Genomic DNA, 16,100 nt, shown 5'->3' on the forward strand with positions numbered 1-16,100 from the left:
GGCGGTCCTTACTGCGAAACGTCTTCGCCGAAGTATTTGTTGGAGATCTCTGCCAGCGTGCCGTCCTCACGCAGTTCCTTCAAGGCTTGGTTGACGGCATTGCGCAGTTCAGTGTTGCCTTTGGTGAAGGCAAAAGCCATGAGCGCCGGGTCATCGGTTTCGGCAGCGACCTGAATTGGCGCGTCCGGTCTCTGCAGGATGTAGTCGAGGAAGGTCAGGCGGTCATTGACCGTCGCATCGACCCGCCCCTGTTCCAGGAGGGAGACGGACTGGGCCCACCCCTCGACTGCCTCAACACTGGCGCCGTTTTCCTGCGCCAGGACGTACCAGTTGCTGGACAGGGACTGTGCCGTCGTCTTTCCTGCCAGGTCGGCGAAGGACGTGATGGAAGTGTCGCCCTTGGGAACCACGACGACGCCGGGACTCACGGTGTAGGGGTCCGAGAACTCGTAAGAGTCCACACGTTCCGGCGTAATTGAAACCTGGTTGGCGACCATGGCGAAACGCCCCGCGTTCAGTCCGGCGAAGAGCGCATCCCACGGGGCTTCCCCAAACCGGGCCTCCACTCCGAGTTTGCCTGCGACGGCCCTGGCGATCTCGACGTCGTACCCGGTCAGGTCCCCAACGCCGTCTTCGTGGAAGCTGAAGGGCCGGTAGGTGCCTTCGGTGCCGATGGTGAGCGTCCCCTGGTCCTGGACGGCCTCGAGGCTGGTGGCAGCGCCCGGAGTGCAGGCTGCAAGGAAGAAGACCGCGGCGGCTGCGGCAGCAGCGGCCTTGAATCTTTGCATGGTGGCCTCCTTGGTTGCACCGGCTGGAAACAGCAGGAGCGCCCCCGGTGAGTCCGGAAGCGCTCCCTGGTGCCGGCTGTTACGCCGGCAGCTCGATCTGGAACCCGCACGTGCAGCGCAGGATGTTGATTTCCAGGCGTACGTCCCCGGTGTCGGCATCCGGATCCGTGCTGAGCGGTTCGGAGAGGGACACCATGCGGGTGTCCTTCGGCTTCATCGGCTCGCCGCAGTGCAGGTATTCGGTCTCTGCCTGCTCGGTGACGGCCCGGCGGGCCCACAGCGGTGAGTGGCGCACGGGGTGGCCGTAAAAACGGTCGCACTCGCCGCAGGTGTAGCTGATTTCCAGGAACTCGGCGGCATCGGCGGTCCTGGACGGCTCAACGGATTCGATGATCAGGAACTCATCGGTGCCGCAGTACGAGCACCACGGCACGTACTCGGCGGGTGCCTGCGCGCCCGTAACTGCGGGGCACTGCGGGTCTTCGGGTGTTGCTTCGATCGACAATCTGGTTCCTCCGGTCAAGCCCGGCGCGCCTGTCAAAGCGCGGTCCGTACATGGATAGTAAGCAAGCTGATTCAATAATAGACCTAAGGGTGCTTACTATGGAAGCCGGAATGGCCTGAATCACAGTCGGTACAGTGGAGCGGTGAAACTCGTTGCTGCCCGCCCGGGCATTGTCCGGCGCTCCATGAACATCTGGCCGCCCTTCCTCTTCTCCGGGATCAAGATCACGGACCTGCCGGAGGACTTCCTCTCCGCCACGGTCCGGCTGCGTCTGCGCTGGTGGAACCGCAACGTTGCGGGGGTGCTGTTTGGCGGGAGTCTCTTCGCCATGACGGATCCATTCTGGATGATGCTGCTGCTGCGGCACCTGGGCAAGGAGAACGTCATCTGGGACCGCGCGGCCGAGATCGACTTCATCAAGCCGGGCAGGGGAGACGTGGTGGCGCACTTCGCCATCACGGAGGCGGACATTGAGCGGCTGCGGAAGGCCGCGTCCGGCGGCGCCAAGGTGCTGGAGTGGTTCACTGTCGAGGTCCGGGATTCAACCGGCGACGTCGTGGCCCGGGTCCGTAAGCAGGTCTACCTGCGGCGCAAGCGGGACCTGCCGGTGCCCGGCAGTGCTACATCGCTGCCGTCGCCGGACCAAGCAGTCCGCTAAGCGCTTCCCAGCGGCTGATCTGGCAGCCGTCCGACGCCGCAAACTCAGCCTCCACCGCTTTCCCGTCCACGGTGCCGCTCACCGTAGCCCGCTGCGGTCCGCCGTACTGCATGGTGCACGCGACGTCACTGCCCGGTTCCGCGAAGAGTCCGGTTCCGCCTTCGGCGAGGGCGGAGCACGCCGCCGCGGGATCAGGGGCACCGGATTCGCCAACCGGATTGGCGCCGTCGCATTCAAGGGTCCAGCTGTCCGTGACGGCTTCGCCGTCGGCCATCAGCTCAACGCTCAGCGACGTTGCAGCGGCGGGTGCGGCAGGTGAGGTGGCCGCGGAACTGGCCGGTGAGGACGCGGGCTCGGATGACGACGGCGAGGTGCCGGGAGTCGAATCGGCGCACCCTGCGAGCAGAAGCGCGGCAGCAGCAAAGGCCAGGACGGTGCGGGGCAGGCGGTTCGGCATGTGGCGTGACCTTCCGGAGTCGGTTGGGCTACAGCCTAGCCGCCCGGGAGGTGAGGCGGGCGCAGGATCAGGCGGGCGGCGGCGCGGCGGCCGCGTCCCGGGCCTGGGCCGCGTAGTAGGAACCCTGGTCCAGGTAACGCTGGTCGAATTCCGGCTGTGCTCCGCCGCTGCGGGCAGCCTCAAGCCGGTCAAGGTAGTACTCCCAGCCGGGGCCGGTGTCTTCTGCGGGGGCGGGATCAGCCAAGTGCTGGGTGAACTCCAGGCGGGTGCCGCCGTCGTCGTCCCGGAGCCGCACTTCCAGGTCCCAGCTGCCGCCGTCGTCCTCCATGAGCACACGCAGCCGCTCCCGCGGAACGCACTCGGCGAGCCGCGCCTGGCTGGTTGGCTGCCCCTCTTCGTAAAGCATTTGGAAGCCGAAGCCTGATCCCGGTTCGGGGGTGCCGTCCCAGCGTCCGATCCACGCGGACGCCTGGCCGGCGTCCGCAAAGCTGGCCCAGACCTCCCGGGGACTGCCGGCGAGGCGGCGGGTCAGGACCAGGTCATAGGAGTCTTCTCCGGTTCGGTGGACCCGGCCTGTGGGTTCGGGCTGCATAGCTGCTCCTGGAACGGATCAAGCAGGCCCAGAATCCGGGCCCGCAGCTGCTGCGATTCCTCGGTGAAACCGCGCTGGAAGGAAGCGTACGCCGCCCGTCCCGCTGGAGTCTCTACCTGGATGGGTTCATACCCCCAGTCCTGCAGATCGTACGGCGACGCGCGCATGTCCATCTCGCGGATCCGCCAGGCCAGTTCGAAGCAGTCCATCACCAGGTCCCCGGGCAGCAGCGGGGTCAGCTTGTAGGCCCACTTGTAGAGATCCATGTTGGCGTGCAGGCATCCGGGCTGTTCCAGGTCCCGCTGGTTCTCCCGCGTGGGGATCAGCTCATTGAGCCCCACTGCCTCCGGCGCGTAGAAGCGGAATGCGTCGAAGTGGGTGCAGCGGATCCTGCTGTTCTCGACCAGCTCATTCGTGCCCTGGGCACCGAGCCGCAGGCCGAGGTATTCATGCCGGATTCCGTTGACTTCCGACTTGTAGGCCATGGCCCACTCGTGCATGCCGAAGCAGCCAAGCGACGGTTTGCGGGCGGCTGTGCGGGAAAGCAGCATTCGGGTGAACCCGGCCGCCGTGCCGCGGGCTGCGGCAAATGCGCCCACATCCACCGTGACCGCCGGGATCTCCGGGTTCAGCCCGGCCGCTGTGCGTTCCCCTGGCGTCAGCGTGCGGTAGAACTTCCAGTCCGTCCGCTCCGCCGCTGCGGGCCCGGTGAGGACGACGCCGGCACCTGGGTGCCAGCGCATCAGCTGGCCGGGCTTCAGGGAGTAGTAGGTGAAGAGGAAATCCTCCACCGGGTGTTTCTGCCCAGCGGAACGCCGGCGGAGGAAACCTTCCGTGAACGGGCGCACCCGGTCCTGGTAAGCGGCCTGGCGGGGGAGCCACTCATCCTCGGACAGCACGGCGGGGTTAGGAAAGCTCACGCCTTCCATTATCCCGCCGTGCTGCCCAGCCGCCTAGCGGACCGGCGAAGGCTGTGGATCGGGAGACAGGCCGCTGTCCTTATCCCGGTCCGGTTCTTCGCCGGTTCCTTCGTCTGCGTCCTCCGGGGTCCAGCCGTCGGCATATTCTCCGGATTCGTAGTCATAATCCACGGGTTTTCCGTCTTCGTCCCTGCGCTGGTACCAGTCAGTGACTGTCTTGTCATGGGAGTCGAAGTCGGCTCCGGCGCCCTGCCCCTGCGGAGCCTTTTTCACCGCAATGGCGAAGTCGTCTCCGTGTTCATCGATGCCGGTCCGCACGGCCTGTTCCAGGGCAGCCGTTGCGTACTCCCGGCGGATGATGAGCGGGTCGGTCTGCAGGTCCCGGGTGAAGGCGACCATCATCAGCGCCAGGATGACCGCGAACGGCAGCGCAGAAACGATGATCAGGTTTTGAAGGCCGGACAGCGCCTCGTTGCCGCCCACCAGGAGCATGACCACGGCGATGCCCATCATGGCCAGGCCCCAGAAAACCGTAACCTTCCGGTCCGGCCGCGGCTTGCCGCGCTGGGACAGGCTTCCCATGACGAGTGATGCCGAGTCGGCAGACGTGATGAAGAAGATGGCAACGCAGAACATCGCAAGCAGCGGGGTGATGGAGCTCAGCGGCAGCTGGTCCAGCATCTGGAAGAACAGGGCTTCCGGGGCGCTTTCGGCGGAAATGTCCGCGCCCTGCATCCGCATCCAGATCGTCGTGCCGCCAAAGATGCCGAATGCGAGGACACATACGAGGGTGGGCACTACCAGGACGTACTGCACGTATTCGCGCAGCGTCCGGCCGCGGGAGATTCGGGCCAGGAAGATGCCAACGAACGGGGACCAGGAGATCCACCAGGCCCAGTAGAAGACAGTCCAGTTGGCGGAGAAGTCTGCTGCCTCGGCGCCCCAGGAAGGTCCTTTGCTCATCAGGTGCAGGAGCTCGGAGAGGTACTCCGTGATGGAGGCGGGAATCAGGTTCAGCAGGAACAGTGTGGGGCCGGTCAGGAAGATGAAGGCCACCAGGGCGATGGTCAGGGACATGTTGACGTTGGAGAGCATGCGGATGCCGCGGCTGACGCCGGAGACGGCGGACGCAATGAACGCAGCGGTGAGGATGGCGATGATGCCGATCAGGGCGGCGTTGGGCAGCTGGCCAATGCCACCGACGATCTCCACGCCGCGGCCAATCTGCAGCGCGCCGATGCCCAGGGATGCCGCGGTGCCGAACAGGGTGGCGACGATTGCGAACATGTCGATCAGGCGTCCGGCGGCTCCTTCGGTCCGCCTCCGGCCGAGCAGCGGAGTGAAAATGGTGCTCATCAGCGGAACCCTGCCGCGGCGGTAGGAACCGTACGCCACAGCCGCGCCCACCAGTGCGTAGATGGCCCAGGCGTTGAAGCCCCAGTGGAAGTAGGTCTGTGCCATGGATTTGTGAAGGGCCTCCGTGGTTTCAGGCAAGGCCTCGCCGGGTGCAGGAGTCATGTAGTAGGTCAGCGGCTCGTATGGTCCGAAAAAGAACAGCCCAATGCCCACGCCGGCGGAAAACATCATGGCGACCCAGGAAAACTTGGAGTACTCCGGCTTCTCGCCGTCCACGCCCAGGGGGATCTTGCCGTAGCGGCTGAACCCGATGAACAGCATGAACACCAGGACCACCACCAGCAGGGAGCTGAACAGCCAGCCGGTATTCTTGACCACCCAGCTGAGCGCTAGGTCGGAGACAGACTTTAGGGACTCGGTGGAGAAGACGCCCCACGCGACGAACGCGAGGACCAGCACTGCTGCGACGCCGAAGACCAGGGGGTCCGTCCGGTAGCGGACGCGCTGGTCATCCACGGCGATTCCGGGAACCAGGCCGGGGTGGGTGTCGTGCGGATAAGGCTTCTTGTCCCTCCGCAGAGCACGCGCGGCCCGCTGGCCCAGGGATGCCTTGGGCGGCCCATTGCCTTTACGGCGGCCGGGAATGTCCGGGGCGCCGTCTTCGGGCGGTCCGGAGGGCGGTGTCTGCCTCGATGAGGGCGGTGTATCCACAGGTTTCTTCTCCTTGGGGCGGACGCGCTGCCGCCCATGGGGTGCGTTTTGGGACGCGAAGAAGAATACGCCGAAAAAGTCCTGCTATTTGCGGCAATAAGCTGACTTATATACCACACTTCAATTGTTATCTGGTTGTTGCCTTTTACGCGCGAATTTATCTAATTAGCGTTATTCGGCCCCAATGACCCCTGGGTTGCCTCGATCAGGCGCCGCATGGATGCGTTGAGCTCCAGAACTTCCGCCCGGCTCAGCTGCAGCCGCTCCATCATGGCCCCGGGAACGGCCAGGGCCTTTTGGCGCAGGGCGCGTCCGTGCTCGGTCAGGTCCACGGCCAGGGCGCGGTCATTGTCCGGTGCGCGGTTGCGTGAGACCAGGCCTGCGCCTTCCATCCGCTTGAGCATGGGGGAGAGCGTCGCAGGTTCCATCAGGAGGGCTTCGCTCAGGTTGCGCACGGTCCGGGGGCTTTGCTCCCAGAGCGCCAGCAGGACGAGGTACTGCGGGTGGGTGACGCCCAGGTCCTCAAGGACCGGGCGGTAGGCGCCTACAACCGAGCGGGATGCGACGGACAGGGCGAAGCAGAGCTGGTGTTCCAGCAGCAGGTCATCATCGACCGGGTCCATGGCGCCTCCTCATGTTTAGTGCACTAACAATTAGCGTACTATAGATCGCAGGAACACCTCGGAAGGGACATTTCATGGCAGCTCGGGAAAGCTTCACCGCCAAGTTCATGCGCGTAACCGGCAAGGCGAGGCTCATCTTCGGCCCCGCCCAGAGCTCCTCCCTTACCCATGACATGACCGAGGAGAACAAGCGGCTGCTCGAAGCCCAGCAGGCCGAAGAGAAGGCCATGTGGGAGACCGTCAAGCGCGCTGACGGCAGCAGCTACATCCTGCCCCGCAAAAAGGACTGATTTTCCGCGCGGCCGGGTCTTTTTCCGTGCCGGAAACCTATCCTGAAAGGACCCGCGTTGGTCCTTAAAGGAGGGATCCACATGGCAACCATGCCGGATCCGGGCAGCGGCCGCGAGCCGCGGCTGCCCGAAGACGAGATTCCGCAGTCACAGTCCGAACTGCCCGACTACGTTGTTGAAATAGACAGCGAAGGGCACCGCTACGGAGTGGACCGGGAGTATGTGAACGGCAAACCACACCGCGAGCCTGCCGAGCCGGTGGTGTACCAGGACTACTTCCACGCACCCCTGTTCCGCGAGCACCTGTACTGACCGGCCCGCTGGAACCATGCAAAAGGGGCGCCCGGTTTCCCGGACGCCCCTGGCTGGAAGCTGCGGTTAGCGGCCGGTGCCGCCGTAGACGGTAGCCTCGGCTTCGCCGTCGAGCCCAAACGCGGCGTGGACCGCACGGACCGCGTCGTCCAGCTTGGAAGCGCTGGTGACCACGGAGATGCGGATCTCCGAGGTGGAGATCATGTCGATGTTCACGCCGGCCAGATGCAGTGCTTCGAAGAACCGGTGCGAGACGCCCGGGTTGGAGCGCATGCCGGCGCCGATGAGGGAAAGCTTGCCGATCTGCTCGTCGTAGTCGATGCTGTCAAAGCCAACCTCGGCCTTGGCGGCGTTCAGGGCTGCCATGGCGGCCTGGCCGTCGATGATCGGCAGGGTGAAGGAAATGTCCGTCCGGCCGGAGCCCTTCGTGGAGACGTTCTGCACGATCATGTCGATGTTCGTGTTGGCGCCGGCGACGATGCCGAAGATCTCCGCGGCCTTGCCGGGGATGTCCGGAACGCCGACGACGGTGAGCTTGGCTTCGGAGCGGTCATGCGCGACGCCGGAAATGATGGGCTGTTCCAAGGGTTCTCCCTCTTGAATCTTGATCTTGTCATCCGGGCTGGGCAGTACCCAGGTCCCCTCGTGCTGGCTGAAGGAGGACCGCACGTGCAGCGGAACTCCGAAGCGGCGGGCGTACTCAACGCAGCGCAGGTGCAGGATCTTCGCACCGGATGCTGCCATTTCCAGCATTTCCTCGCTGGAGATCTTGTCGATCTTCTGCGCCGAGGGAGCCACTCGGGGGTCTGCGGTGTAGACCCCGTCAACGTCGGTGTAGATCTCGCACACATCGGCGTCGAGCGCTGCTGCGAGCGCGACTGCGGTGGTGTCCGAACCGCCGCGGCCCAGGGTGGTGATGTCGTGGCTGTCCCGGCTCATGCCCTGGAAGCCCGCGACGATCGCGACATCGCCCTTTTCGATCGCCGTCTTGATCCGGTGCGGTGAGACGTCGATGATCCGGGCCTTGCCATGGATGGCGTCGGTGATCATGCCGGCCTGGCTGCCGGTGAAGGACTGGGCTGAGGCACCGAGTTCGTTGATCGCCATGGCCAGCAGTGCCATGGAGATGCGTTCGCCGGAGCTCAGCAGCATGTCCATCTCACGCGGGTAGGCCCCGGTGGTGATTTGTCCGGCGAGGTCCAGCAGTTCATCGGTGCTGTCGCCCATGGCGGAGACCACCACAATGACGTCGTTTCCGGCCCTCTGGGTATCCACTACGCGCTTGGCGACGCGCTTGATGCCTTCGGCGTCCGATACGGAGGATCCGCCGAATTTCTGCACTATCAGGCTCATGCGTACACGCTCTCTGGAACTCTTCCAAGTTGCTGCCCGGCGGCGCTGGGGCCGCTGCGGCACTAAATGTTCGTGGGGACCGCACGGCGGCGGCCAACCTTCAAAGTCTATAGCCGGACCGCTGCGGCACCGAAATAACGCTCAACCTGGTCTTAACGAAGACGGGGTGGAAAAGCTGCCCGGTACGCGGCGCGACACGTATCCGCAGGCGGGGTCGGGTAGCGGCGACGGACTATATGGTGGCCCGATGGGGACTACTGAACAGCGGACTACTGGACGCGGCGGCATTTCCGTCGACGGCGTTACCCGCAGCTTCGGCACGGTGCAAGCTGTGCGCGGCATGACGTTCGAGGCGCCGCCCGGGGCTGTCACCGCGCTGATAGGTCCTAACGGGTCCGGCAAGACGACCCTGCTGCTGATGCTGGCGTCCCTCCTGGCGCCGGACTCCGGGAGCATCCGAATCGGCGGTGCGGACCCGTTGCAGGATCCTGTGGCCGTGCGCCGCTCCGTTGGCTGGATGCCGGACACCCTTGGAGTCTGGGATTCACTGACCGCCACCGAAATCCTGGTGACCATGGGCAAGCTGTACGGCATGGTCCCCGACGCCGCCGCGCAGCGGGCAGGTGAGCTCCTCGCCGAAGTGCGTCTTTCAGACTTTGCGGACAAGCCGGCACGCGTCTTTTCCCGTGGACAGCAGCAGCGCCTGAGCCTGGCCCGTGCGCTCATCCACGACCCGGCAGTTCTCCTGCTGGACGAACCCGCTTCCGGACTGGATCCGGGATCCCGGGTGGAGCTGCGGCTGCTGCTCCGGCCTCTGGCGGCGGCCGGCAAGACCATCCTGGTCTCTTCCCATGTGCTCTCCGAGCTCGATGAGATGGCGGACCGCGCCGTGTTCGTCTCCGGCGGGCAGACGGTCAAGACGCAGAGCCTGGACGACGTCGGCACGCAGCTTCGCTGGTACGCCGTCAGCGCGCGGGATACCGGCGCGCTGCTGCGGGCACTGGAAGCGCAGGGCCTCGCGGCGGCTGTGGGCGAGGGAACCCGGCGCAGTCACGTGCGGGTGCAGCTGGGCGGCGAGGAGCAGGCCGCTGAAGTGCTGGGGTACCTGGTGGAGTCCGGTGTGGGGGTCTGCGCCTTCGCCCCGGCCTCCGGCGCACTGGAAGAGACGTACATGAGCCTGGAGGGCGAGAAGCCATGAGCACAGCACTCAGTCCGCAGTCCACGCCGTCCCCCGGGCTCGGTTACTTCAAGGGCATTGGCACGGTCTTCGGTCTTGAAATGAAGCAGCGCCTGCGCTCCCGCGGCTGGTACATCCTGCTGGGAGTCTGGTTTGTGGTGATCGGCCTGGTGGCGGCCTTTACGGCCTGGGTGACTGACCAGCAGACCGATGCCGGACAGGTGCTCTTCGAACTGATGGTCGCCTTTGTCCTGTTGTTCGCGCTGCTGGTGGCACCTGCCTTATCTGCAAACGCGGTGAACGGTGACAGGGCTGCCGGAACACTCGCGGTCCTGCAGGTGACGCTGCTGCGCCCGGGGCAGCTGCTGGCCGGCAAATGGCTGGCGTCATGGGTTGCTTCGCTCGGGTTTTTGGCGGCCAGCGTTCCTTTCCTGTTGTGGGCGCTGGCCCTCGGCGGGGTGGATCCGGCCATTGCCGCAGTTTCCATCCTGATGCTCGGCGTTGAGCTCGGGGTGGTCTGCGCGCTGGGGGTGGCGGTATCCACCCTCGCCAACCGGCCGCTGTTTTCAATCGTTGTGACCTACATGCTGGTTGCACTGCTGTCGATTGGCACGGTGATCGCCTTTGGACTGAGCACACCCCTGGTGCGCGGAACCGTTGAAGCCAACGTGCCGCAGTGGAAGGGCAGCGCCTACCTCCAGCCGTCAGGCGCCGAAGCCGAATTCACCTGCATGGGGCCGCTCTTTGAAACGGACGTCTACCACACGGACCGCACCGCCTGGCTGCTGGCGGCCAACCCCTTCGTGGTCCTGGCCGACGCCCTCCCGTACTCAGAAGACAACTTGAGCGGAGGCCCGCTGGAGGGCATTGGCCAGGCAGTCCGGTATGCCCAGGCAGGGGCCGCAGCCAGCGGACCGGAGTGCATCAACGGTGAGCCGCGCGCTGACGATGTGCCGGCGTCGTTGTTCCCCATCTGGCCGCTGGGACTCACCGTGCAGTTCGCGGGTGCGGCACTGGCACTGGTGCTGGCCTGGCGCCGGCTGCGCACGCCTGCCCGGCGGCTGGCGGCCGGCACCCGGATCGCCTAGCAGCGAGTCTTAGCTGAGACTGCGGCGTCCCTCGAAGGCGCGGCCCAGCGTGATCTCATCTGCGTATTCAAGATCACCGCCCACCGGAAGCCCGGAGGCCAGCCGCGTGACGGTGATGCCGAGGGTCTTCAGCATACGAACCAGATAGGTGGCCGTGGCCTCGCCTTCCAGGTTCGGGTCGGTGGCGATGATGATCTCGCTGATCTGCTCATCGGAGAGCCGGCTCAGCAGCTCACGGATGCGCAGCTGATCCGGACCGATGCCCGCAATGGGGTTAATCGCCCCGCCCAGCACGTGGTAGCGGCCGCGGAAGGAACGGGTGCGCTCGACGGCGATCACGTCCTTGGACTCCTCCACCACGCAGATCATGGTGGGGTCGCGGCGCGGGTCGCGGCAGATGTTGCAGGTTTCCTGTTCAGTGACGTTGCCGCACACCTGGCAGAACTTCACCTTTTCCTTGACCGTCACAATGGCCGAAGCCAGCCGGGACATGTCCTCGGCATTTGACTCGAGGATATGGAACGCGATCCGCTGGGCCGACTTGGGGCCCACGCCGGGGAGGCGGCCCAACTCGTCGATCAGTTCCTGAACCGCACCTTCGTACACGTGGCCTTCTTAGCGAAATAGTTGTTGTTCCGGTTGGCTGCTGCCGGCTACCGGTGGGCGCCGTGGCCGTCGAGGCTTCGTTCCTCGATGAGCCGGCCGCCCAGGATCCGTTCGATTGCCTTGCGGCCAACCAGTCCCGAATCTTCGAGTGTTACATCATCGGCGCTGGGGACGTCCTCGACGTAGGCCAAGTCTACTTTGCCGCGTGCCGCGGCGGACGGCGCAGTGCCGCCGCGCTGGGCCGCCTCGTTGAGCAGCTGCTGGTAGCGGCTGAGTTTCTGGCCGGCAGGCTGGCGGTGCACCTCGGGCTGGCTGGCCTGGCCGGGTGCGCCTTGCGAAGTGCCGGGTGCCGCGGTGCCGCCTGCGGGTGCTGCCGCAGACGCTGCGCCCGCCGCCGGTGCGGAGCCGGCTGCCGGACCCGTTGCCGGACTGGTTGCCGGGGGCACGGTGCCATTGCTGTTTTGGCCGGCTGCGTGCGCGCCGGGTGCCGTCTGGCCCGCGGTTCCTGCTTCCGGGTGTACGGCGGAGTACGACGCCGAGGCGCCGTGGGCCGCCGGCTGCGGTGCCGTGGCGCGGGCGGATCCGGCGGGGTTGGAACCGGCGGGGTTGGAACCGCCTTGGTTCGAACCGCCGTGGCTCGAGCCGTCGATGGGAGTGCCGGAACCAGATCGAGGTACGCCTGACCCCCTTGCCGGGGCGGCGCCGGGGCGCGTGGCCGTGGTTCCGGCCCAGTTGGTGCTGGCCCATTCCTCATCGCTGACGGCGCTGCTGACGTGGATGTCATCAGGAACGGCTGCGGTCTCCCAGGCATTGCTTTCCGGAACGTCGGCCGGCTCGGAGGGCTCCTGGGGCCAGTCCTCGGGCAGCGGGGCACCGCTGCGCGGTGTGGAAGGAGTCTGCGTCCGGGGTGCCGGCTGTGTTCGCTGTGCTTGCTGTGCTTGCTGTGCGGTGTTCCGTGTGACGGCTGGCTGGCTGTTGGCGGGGCCTGCTGCTGGTTCTGCCGGGCGGCTTTCGCCGTTGCTGGCCGGGCCATCCAGCGGGCCTGCCTCGGGACGCGTCTGTGTCCGTGTTTCGACTGCAGGTGCCTGCGGAGCTGAAGGAGCAGCTCCTGCGGTTGCGTGTTCGCTTCGTGCCGGGGCGGAAGGCGGGATGTTCCAGGCGGATGCAGCGGCAGTCGGGCTTCCGTTTCCGCTGCCACCTTCGCTGCGGGCGGGCGCGCCCGCGGCGGATTTGTGTGCACGGTTGTCCTGCTGTGCCGGGGCCGGCGGCAGGCTTGAATCCTGCGGCACCGGCGCCGTCGAACCGCCCGACACAGGGGCCGCCGGGAACCGGCCTGGTCCGGCGGATGAAGGTCCGGCGGACGCCGGAGCTGCGGCCGGATGAGCCTGCCCCGCCGCTGCGGAAACCGGGGGAGCCGCAGGGAACTGCGAGGAAGTGGAAGCCTGTGCCGGAGTCTGTGCCGGCGGCGTCAGCCGGCTACCAGCTTTTGGGCCGGGTTCACCCGCTGACGCGGAGCTGTCATGCACGGCGTTGACCTGGCAGTCAACGCCCAGGACCTGATGGATGGCCTTGCGCAGGTTCTCCAAGTGATCCGGGCGGTTAAAGTTCGTGGCCGCACCGGGGTTGGAGAACGCGAGTTCAAGCACGCGGCCGTCGAAGGACCGCGGAGAAGCGTTCTTGCTGACGTTGAGCCACGTCGCCCGGCGGATGCTGGTCAGGGCGTCCATGATCTCCGGCCATGCCCGGCGGATCATTTCCACCTGTCCGGGTCCGGACGTTCCGGCAGGAGCCGCCTGTCCATTGCCGGCGGCACCGTCCTGCGGACCGGGTGCTGCGGGCTGGACCGGAGCTTGTGCAGGAGCGGATGCCGGCACTGCAGCCTGGGCTGCGGGTGCACTCGGCTGCGGGTTTGCCGCGGTTGACGGAGCGGCATCCGGCACGGGACCGGCCGGGCGGCCCTGCTGCTGTCCGGCTTCAACCTTCGGTTCGTGCCGCTGGGCGGACTGCTCCGGCTGGGCAGGCTGCGCTCCGGACCCCTGCGGCTGCTGCGAAGCGGCCTCACGGGACACATCGTCCCAGGTGCGGGACGGGGCAGCGGAGGGTGCACCGGTATCGGACGTTGAATCGCCGGCAGGAGCTGGAGAGCCGGATGCAGCGTTCGGTGACGGCGTTGCCGGGGCCGTGGGAGCTGCGGGGGTGGCCCACGTGCCGCCCCAGTCCGCTGCGCCATTGGTGGCGGACGCGGCGTCGGGTGCGGTGTTGGCGGCAGCCGGGGCAGCGGACGGAGAGCCGGGAACCGGAGCCGTCGGTGCGGACGCCTGGGCGGCGCCCTGCGAAGCGGCCGGCGCCGCGCTCTGCTGAGGTGCCGGGGCGGCACGCTGCTGCGGATTGGCTGAGGCCCCGGGAGCGGCGTCGCCTGCGTAACTCAGGCGGCGCTCAATCCGGTCTACCCGTGCGGCAGTGCCGCGTTCGGACTGGTCGGCTGCGGGAAGCAGGATCCGCGCGCAGAGCAATTCCAGGTGCAGGCGGGGTGAAGTGGCGCCGGTCATTTCGGTCAGCGCGGTATTGGTGATGTCCGCGGCGCGGGACAGCTCCGCGCCACCGAACTGTGCTGCCTGGGTGCGCATGCGGTTGATCTGGTCTTCCGGCACACCGCGCAGGACGGCGGCAGCGGCGTCGGGCATTGCATTGACCACAATCAGGTCCCGGAACCGTTCCAGGAGATCTTCCACGAAGCGGCGCGGATCCTGCCCGGTTTGGATGACACGGTCAATGGCACTGAAGACGGTGGCGGCGTCGCCCGCAGCAAAGGCATCGACAACGTCGTCGAGCAGTGCCACGTGGGTGTAGCCGAGGAGGTTGACGGCCAGCTCGTAGTCGAGACCGGTTTCCCCGGCACCGGCCATCAGCTGGTCCAGGACGGAGAGGGAGTCACGAACCGATCCGCCGCCGGCGCGGATCACCAGGGACAGCACGCCCGGAGCAACCGGCACGCCTTCCTGGACACAGAGCTTTTCCAAGTACGCCAGCAGGGGCTCCGGCGGAACGAGGCGGAACGGGTAGTGGTGGGTGCGGGAGCGGATGGTGCCAATGACCTTGTCCGGTTCCGTCGTCGCGAAGATGAACTTGATGTGTTCCGGCGGCTCTTCGACAATCTTCAGCAGGGCGTTGAAGCCGGCGGACGTGACCATGTGGGCCTCGTCGATGATGAAGATCTTGTAGCGGTCCCGCACGGGGGCGAAGGTGGCCCGCTCTCGCAGGTCGCGGGCATCGTCTACGCCGCCGTGGCTGGCAGCATCGATTTCAATGACGTCGAGGCTGCCGGCACCGTTGCGGGCAAGTTCAACGCAGCTGTCGCAGGTGCCGCAGGGAGTAGGTGTAGGCCCCTGTGCGCAGTTAAGGCACCGTGCCAGGATTCGTGCGGAGGTGGTCTTGCCGCAGCCGCGCGGGCCCGAGAAGAGATAGGCGTGGTTGACGCGGTTCTTTGAGAGGGCCGCCATCAGCGGCTCGGTGACATGCTCCTGTCCGATCACGTCCGCGAAGCTCTCGGGACGGTAGCGGCGGTAAAGGGCTGTACTCACAGATAGAACCTTATCGGTTGGCACTGACGGTTCGCATCCGGGCCCGGGGCGGGCTGAGGCCCCGCTGTTTCCGGATAAATTAAAGACCCCCCATGCACCTGCCAGAGCCCGCTTACCCTTGCTACCTTCCGGTCCTGGGGGAGTTCACAGGATGACACCACATGAGGGGCCGGGAACAAGTCTACCCGATTTTTCAGGTGCCCTTTCCGGTCTGGCGGGTGCCGGCGGCAGTGCGGGTTGTTGCGGGCGAAACGGTGGCGTACGACGGCGGCGGCAGGCCGCCGAGCTCCGGCTCACGGCAGTGCCGAAGCCAGTCCCGGGCTGTCTGGTGGCGGTGTCCGGTAGACCGGCTGGCGGCGGGTACCTGCTGTTCCTTATGTGGGGCCACTTGTGCCACCTATATAAGGTGCGGTGCGCCTCCTTTGGATAGTCCGCGTTATGGGTGGGGCGGCCGCGTTCTTCCACGGGGACCTGCCGAAGCGTTTCGCCCGTAAGAGTCGTCCGTCCTGAAGTGAGGGGAGCGGACACTGTGGGCGTGCAAATATAGGGAGCCAGGAAAAGGCAGCACCCTGATTTCCGGGGCCGCCGGGGAGATGCGCTGCAGGCGCGGAACGGGCGGGGATTTTCATCAGTTTGGTGATGAATTCGGGAGTGTCACAGGACACGCAATCCCGATTTGCACAGCTGCCCGTGGACCTGTAATGTTTTCTGAGTCGCCGCAGCCGGGACGCTCACGAAGCGCCTGAAGCATGGCGGCCAAACCCCAACTTTCAATCGATGGTTGATCTGCTGCGCGCCTTGTGTGCCGGCGGGAAACCGGGGACTGGATGCTGGGTCCGGAAGGGCTTTTACAGCCGGTTTGGATGGAATTCCACGGAATTCACCGAATTGCTAAAACGGTCCGGATGGAATATGCTGGTAAAACACACAGCGGTGCGAAAAGAAAACAAATATTCTCCTTGAGGGAATGGTTTTCCGAGTAGACCGGATGTGCCTGTTGTTTGAGAACTCAATAGTGTGCCAAGTTTATTGATACCGATTATTTTAATTGGTTGAATTGGCTGTCCCGCCCACCCCGTGGGT

General features: G+C 65.9%; 17 protein-coding genes and 1 other RNA gene. 5 read left to right on the forward strand and 13 right to left on the reverse strand.

Going from position 1 to position 16,100, the window contains the following annotated elements:
• Positions 1–8: 8 nt before the first annotated feature.
• Both GD628_RS06890 and GD628_RS06895 read right to left on the reverse strand, forming a co-directional pair.
• On the reverse strand, positions 9–788 hold the full coding sequence (locus GD628_RS06890) for an amino acid ABC transporter substrate-binding protein (protein ID WP_091600685.1): 780 nt from the start codon (positions 786–788) through the stop codon (positions 9–11).
• A gap of 79 nt (positions 789–867) precedes the next feature.
• Positions 868–1,293, reverse strand: coding sequence for a hypothetical protein (locus tag GD628_RS06895; RefSeq protein WP_091600684.1), 426 nt, complete (start codon positions 1,291–1,293; stop codon positions 868–870).
• 142 nt (positions 1,294–1,435) lie between these two features.
• Between GD628_RS06895 and GD628_RS06900 the strand changes: the two genes are divergently transcribed.
• A complete protein-coding gene (locus tag GD628_RS06900) occupies positions 1,436–1,951 on the forward strand; it encodes a DUF4442 domain-containing protein (protein WP_226802366.1) in 516 nt (171 codons plus the stop codon).
• On the opposite strand, the gene GD628_RS06905 is transcribed toward GD628_RS06900, so the two are convergent.
• From GD628_RS06905 to GD628_RS06925, 5 genes are all read right to left on the reverse strand, one after another.
• Positions 1,914–2,408, reverse strand: a complete 495-nt coding sequence (locus tag GD628_RS06905) for a hypothetical protein (RefSeq protein WP_091600683.1) — start codon at positions 2,406–2,408, stop codon at positions 1,914–1,916. The two genes, GD628_RS06900 and GD628_RS06905, sit on opposite strands and share 38 nt — an antisense overlap.
• A gap of 67 nt (positions 2,409–2,475) precedes the next feature.
• Entirely contained in the window at positions 2,476–3,000 is a 525-nt protein-coding gene (locus GD628_RS06910) for an SRPBCC domain-containing protein (protein WP_091600682.1), read from the reverse strand.
• The gene (locus GD628_RS06915) at positions 2,937–3,920 is read right to left on the reverse strand and encodes a 3-methyladenine DNA glycosylase (RefSeq protein WP_420837566.1); all 984 of its coding nucleotides are present in this window, start codon (positions 3,918–3,920) and stop codon (positions 2,937–2,939) included. The genes GD628_RS06910 and GD628_RS06915 overlap by 64 nt, the downstream gene beginning before the upstream one ends.
• 33 nt (positions 3,921–3,953) lie before the next feature.
• The gene (locus GD628_RS06920; protein WP_226802368.1) at positions 3,954–5,987 is read right to left on the reverse strand and encodes a BCCT family transporter; all 2,034 of its coding nucleotides are present in this window, start codon (positions 5,985–5,987) and stop codon (positions 3,954–3,956) included.
• A gap of 161 nt (positions 5,988–6,148) precedes the next feature.
• The gene (locus tag GD628_RS06925) at positions 6,149–6,610 is read right to left on the reverse strand and encodes a MarR family winged helix-turn-helix transcriptional regulator (protein ID WP_152274188.1); all 462 of its coding nucleotides are present in this window, start codon (positions 6,608–6,610) and stop codon (positions 6,149–6,151) included.
• Between the two features lie 74 nt (positions 6,611–6,684).
• On the opposite strand from GD628_RS06925, the gene GD628_RS06930 reads away from it, so the two are divergent.
• Positions 6,685–6,900 carry a hypothetical protein gene (locus tag GD628_RS06930; RefSeq protein WP_091600680.1) on the forward strand — a complete coding sequence of 72 codons (216 nt, stop codon included), beginning with the start codon at positions 6,685–6,687 and terminating at the stop codon, positions 6,898–6,900.
• 81 nt (positions 6,901–6,981) lie between these two features.
• Entirely contained in the window at positions 6,982–7,212 is a 231-nt protein-coding gene (locus GD628_RS06935; RefSeq protein ID WP_152274189.1) for a hypothetical protein, read from the forward strand.
• Between the two features lie 66 nt (positions 7,213–7,278).
• On the opposite strand, the gene GD628_RS06940 is transcribed toward GD628_RS06935, so the two are convergent.
• Positions 7,279–8,565, reverse strand: a complete 1,287-nt coding sequence (locus tag GD628_RS06940; RefSeq protein ID WP_091600678.1) for an aspartate kinase — start codon at positions 8,563–8,565, stop codon at positions 7,279–7,281.
• A 247-nt stretch (positions 8,566–8,812) separates the two neighbouring features.
• Between GD628_RS06940 and GD628_RS06945 the strand changes: the two genes are divergently transcribed.
• Positions 8,813–9,763 (forward strand): ABC transporter ATP-binding protein, encoded by a 951-nt coding sequence (locus tag GD628_RS06945; RefSeq protein WP_152274190.1) that lies wholly within the window; start codon positions 8,813–8,815, stop codon positions 9,761–9,763.
• On the forward strand, positions 9,760–10,830 hold the full coding sequence (locus GD628_RS06950) for an ABC transporter permease (RefSeq protein WP_152274191.1): 1,071 nt from the start codon (positions 9,760–9,762) through the stop codon (positions 10,828–10,830). Before GD628_RS06945 ends, GD628_RS06950 begins: the two co-directional genes overlap by 4 nt.
• A gap of 9 nt (positions 10,831–10,839) precedes the next feature.
• On the opposite strand, the gene recR is transcribed toward GD628_RS06950, so the two are convergent.
• From recR to GD628_RS16650, 5 genes are all read right to left on the reverse strand, one after another.
• Positions 10,840–11,436, reverse strand: coding sequence for a recombination mediator RecR (gene recR / locus GD628_RS06955; RefSeq protein WP_055240637.1), 597 nt, complete (start codon positions 11,434–11,436; stop codon positions 10,840–10,842).
• Between the two features lie 47 nt (positions 11,437–11,483).
• Positions 11,484–15,017 (reverse strand): DNA polymerase III subunit gamma and tau, encoded by a 3,534-nt coding sequence (locus GD628_RS06960; RefSeq protein WP_152274192.1) that lies wholly within the window; start codon positions 15,015–15,017, stop codon positions 11,484–11,486.
• A 78-nt stretch (positions 15,018–15,095) separates the two neighbouring features.
• Positions 15,096–15,191: signal recognition particle sRNA small type (gene ffs, locus GD628_RS06965), an RNA gene on the reverse strand.
• 19 nt (positions 15,192–15,210) lie between these two features.
• Positions 15,211–15,405 (reverse strand): hypothetical protein, encoded by a 195-nt coding sequence (locus GD628_RS06970; RefSeq protein WP_152274193.1) that lies wholly within the window; start codon positions 15,403–15,405, stop codon positions 15,211–15,213.
• 460 nt (positions 15,406–15,865) lie between these two features.
• A partial coding sequence (locus GD628_RS16650; protein WP_226802369.1) for a hypothetical protein occupies positions 15,866–16,100 on the reverse strand: 235 nt, incomplete at its 5' end.

Origin of the sequence: Arthrobacter koreensis (assembly GCF_009193255.1) — a bacterium.
GTDB classification, from domain to species: Bacteria; Actinomycetota; Actinomycetes; order Actinomycetales; family Micrococcaceae; genus Arthrobacter_B; species Arthrobacter_B koreensis.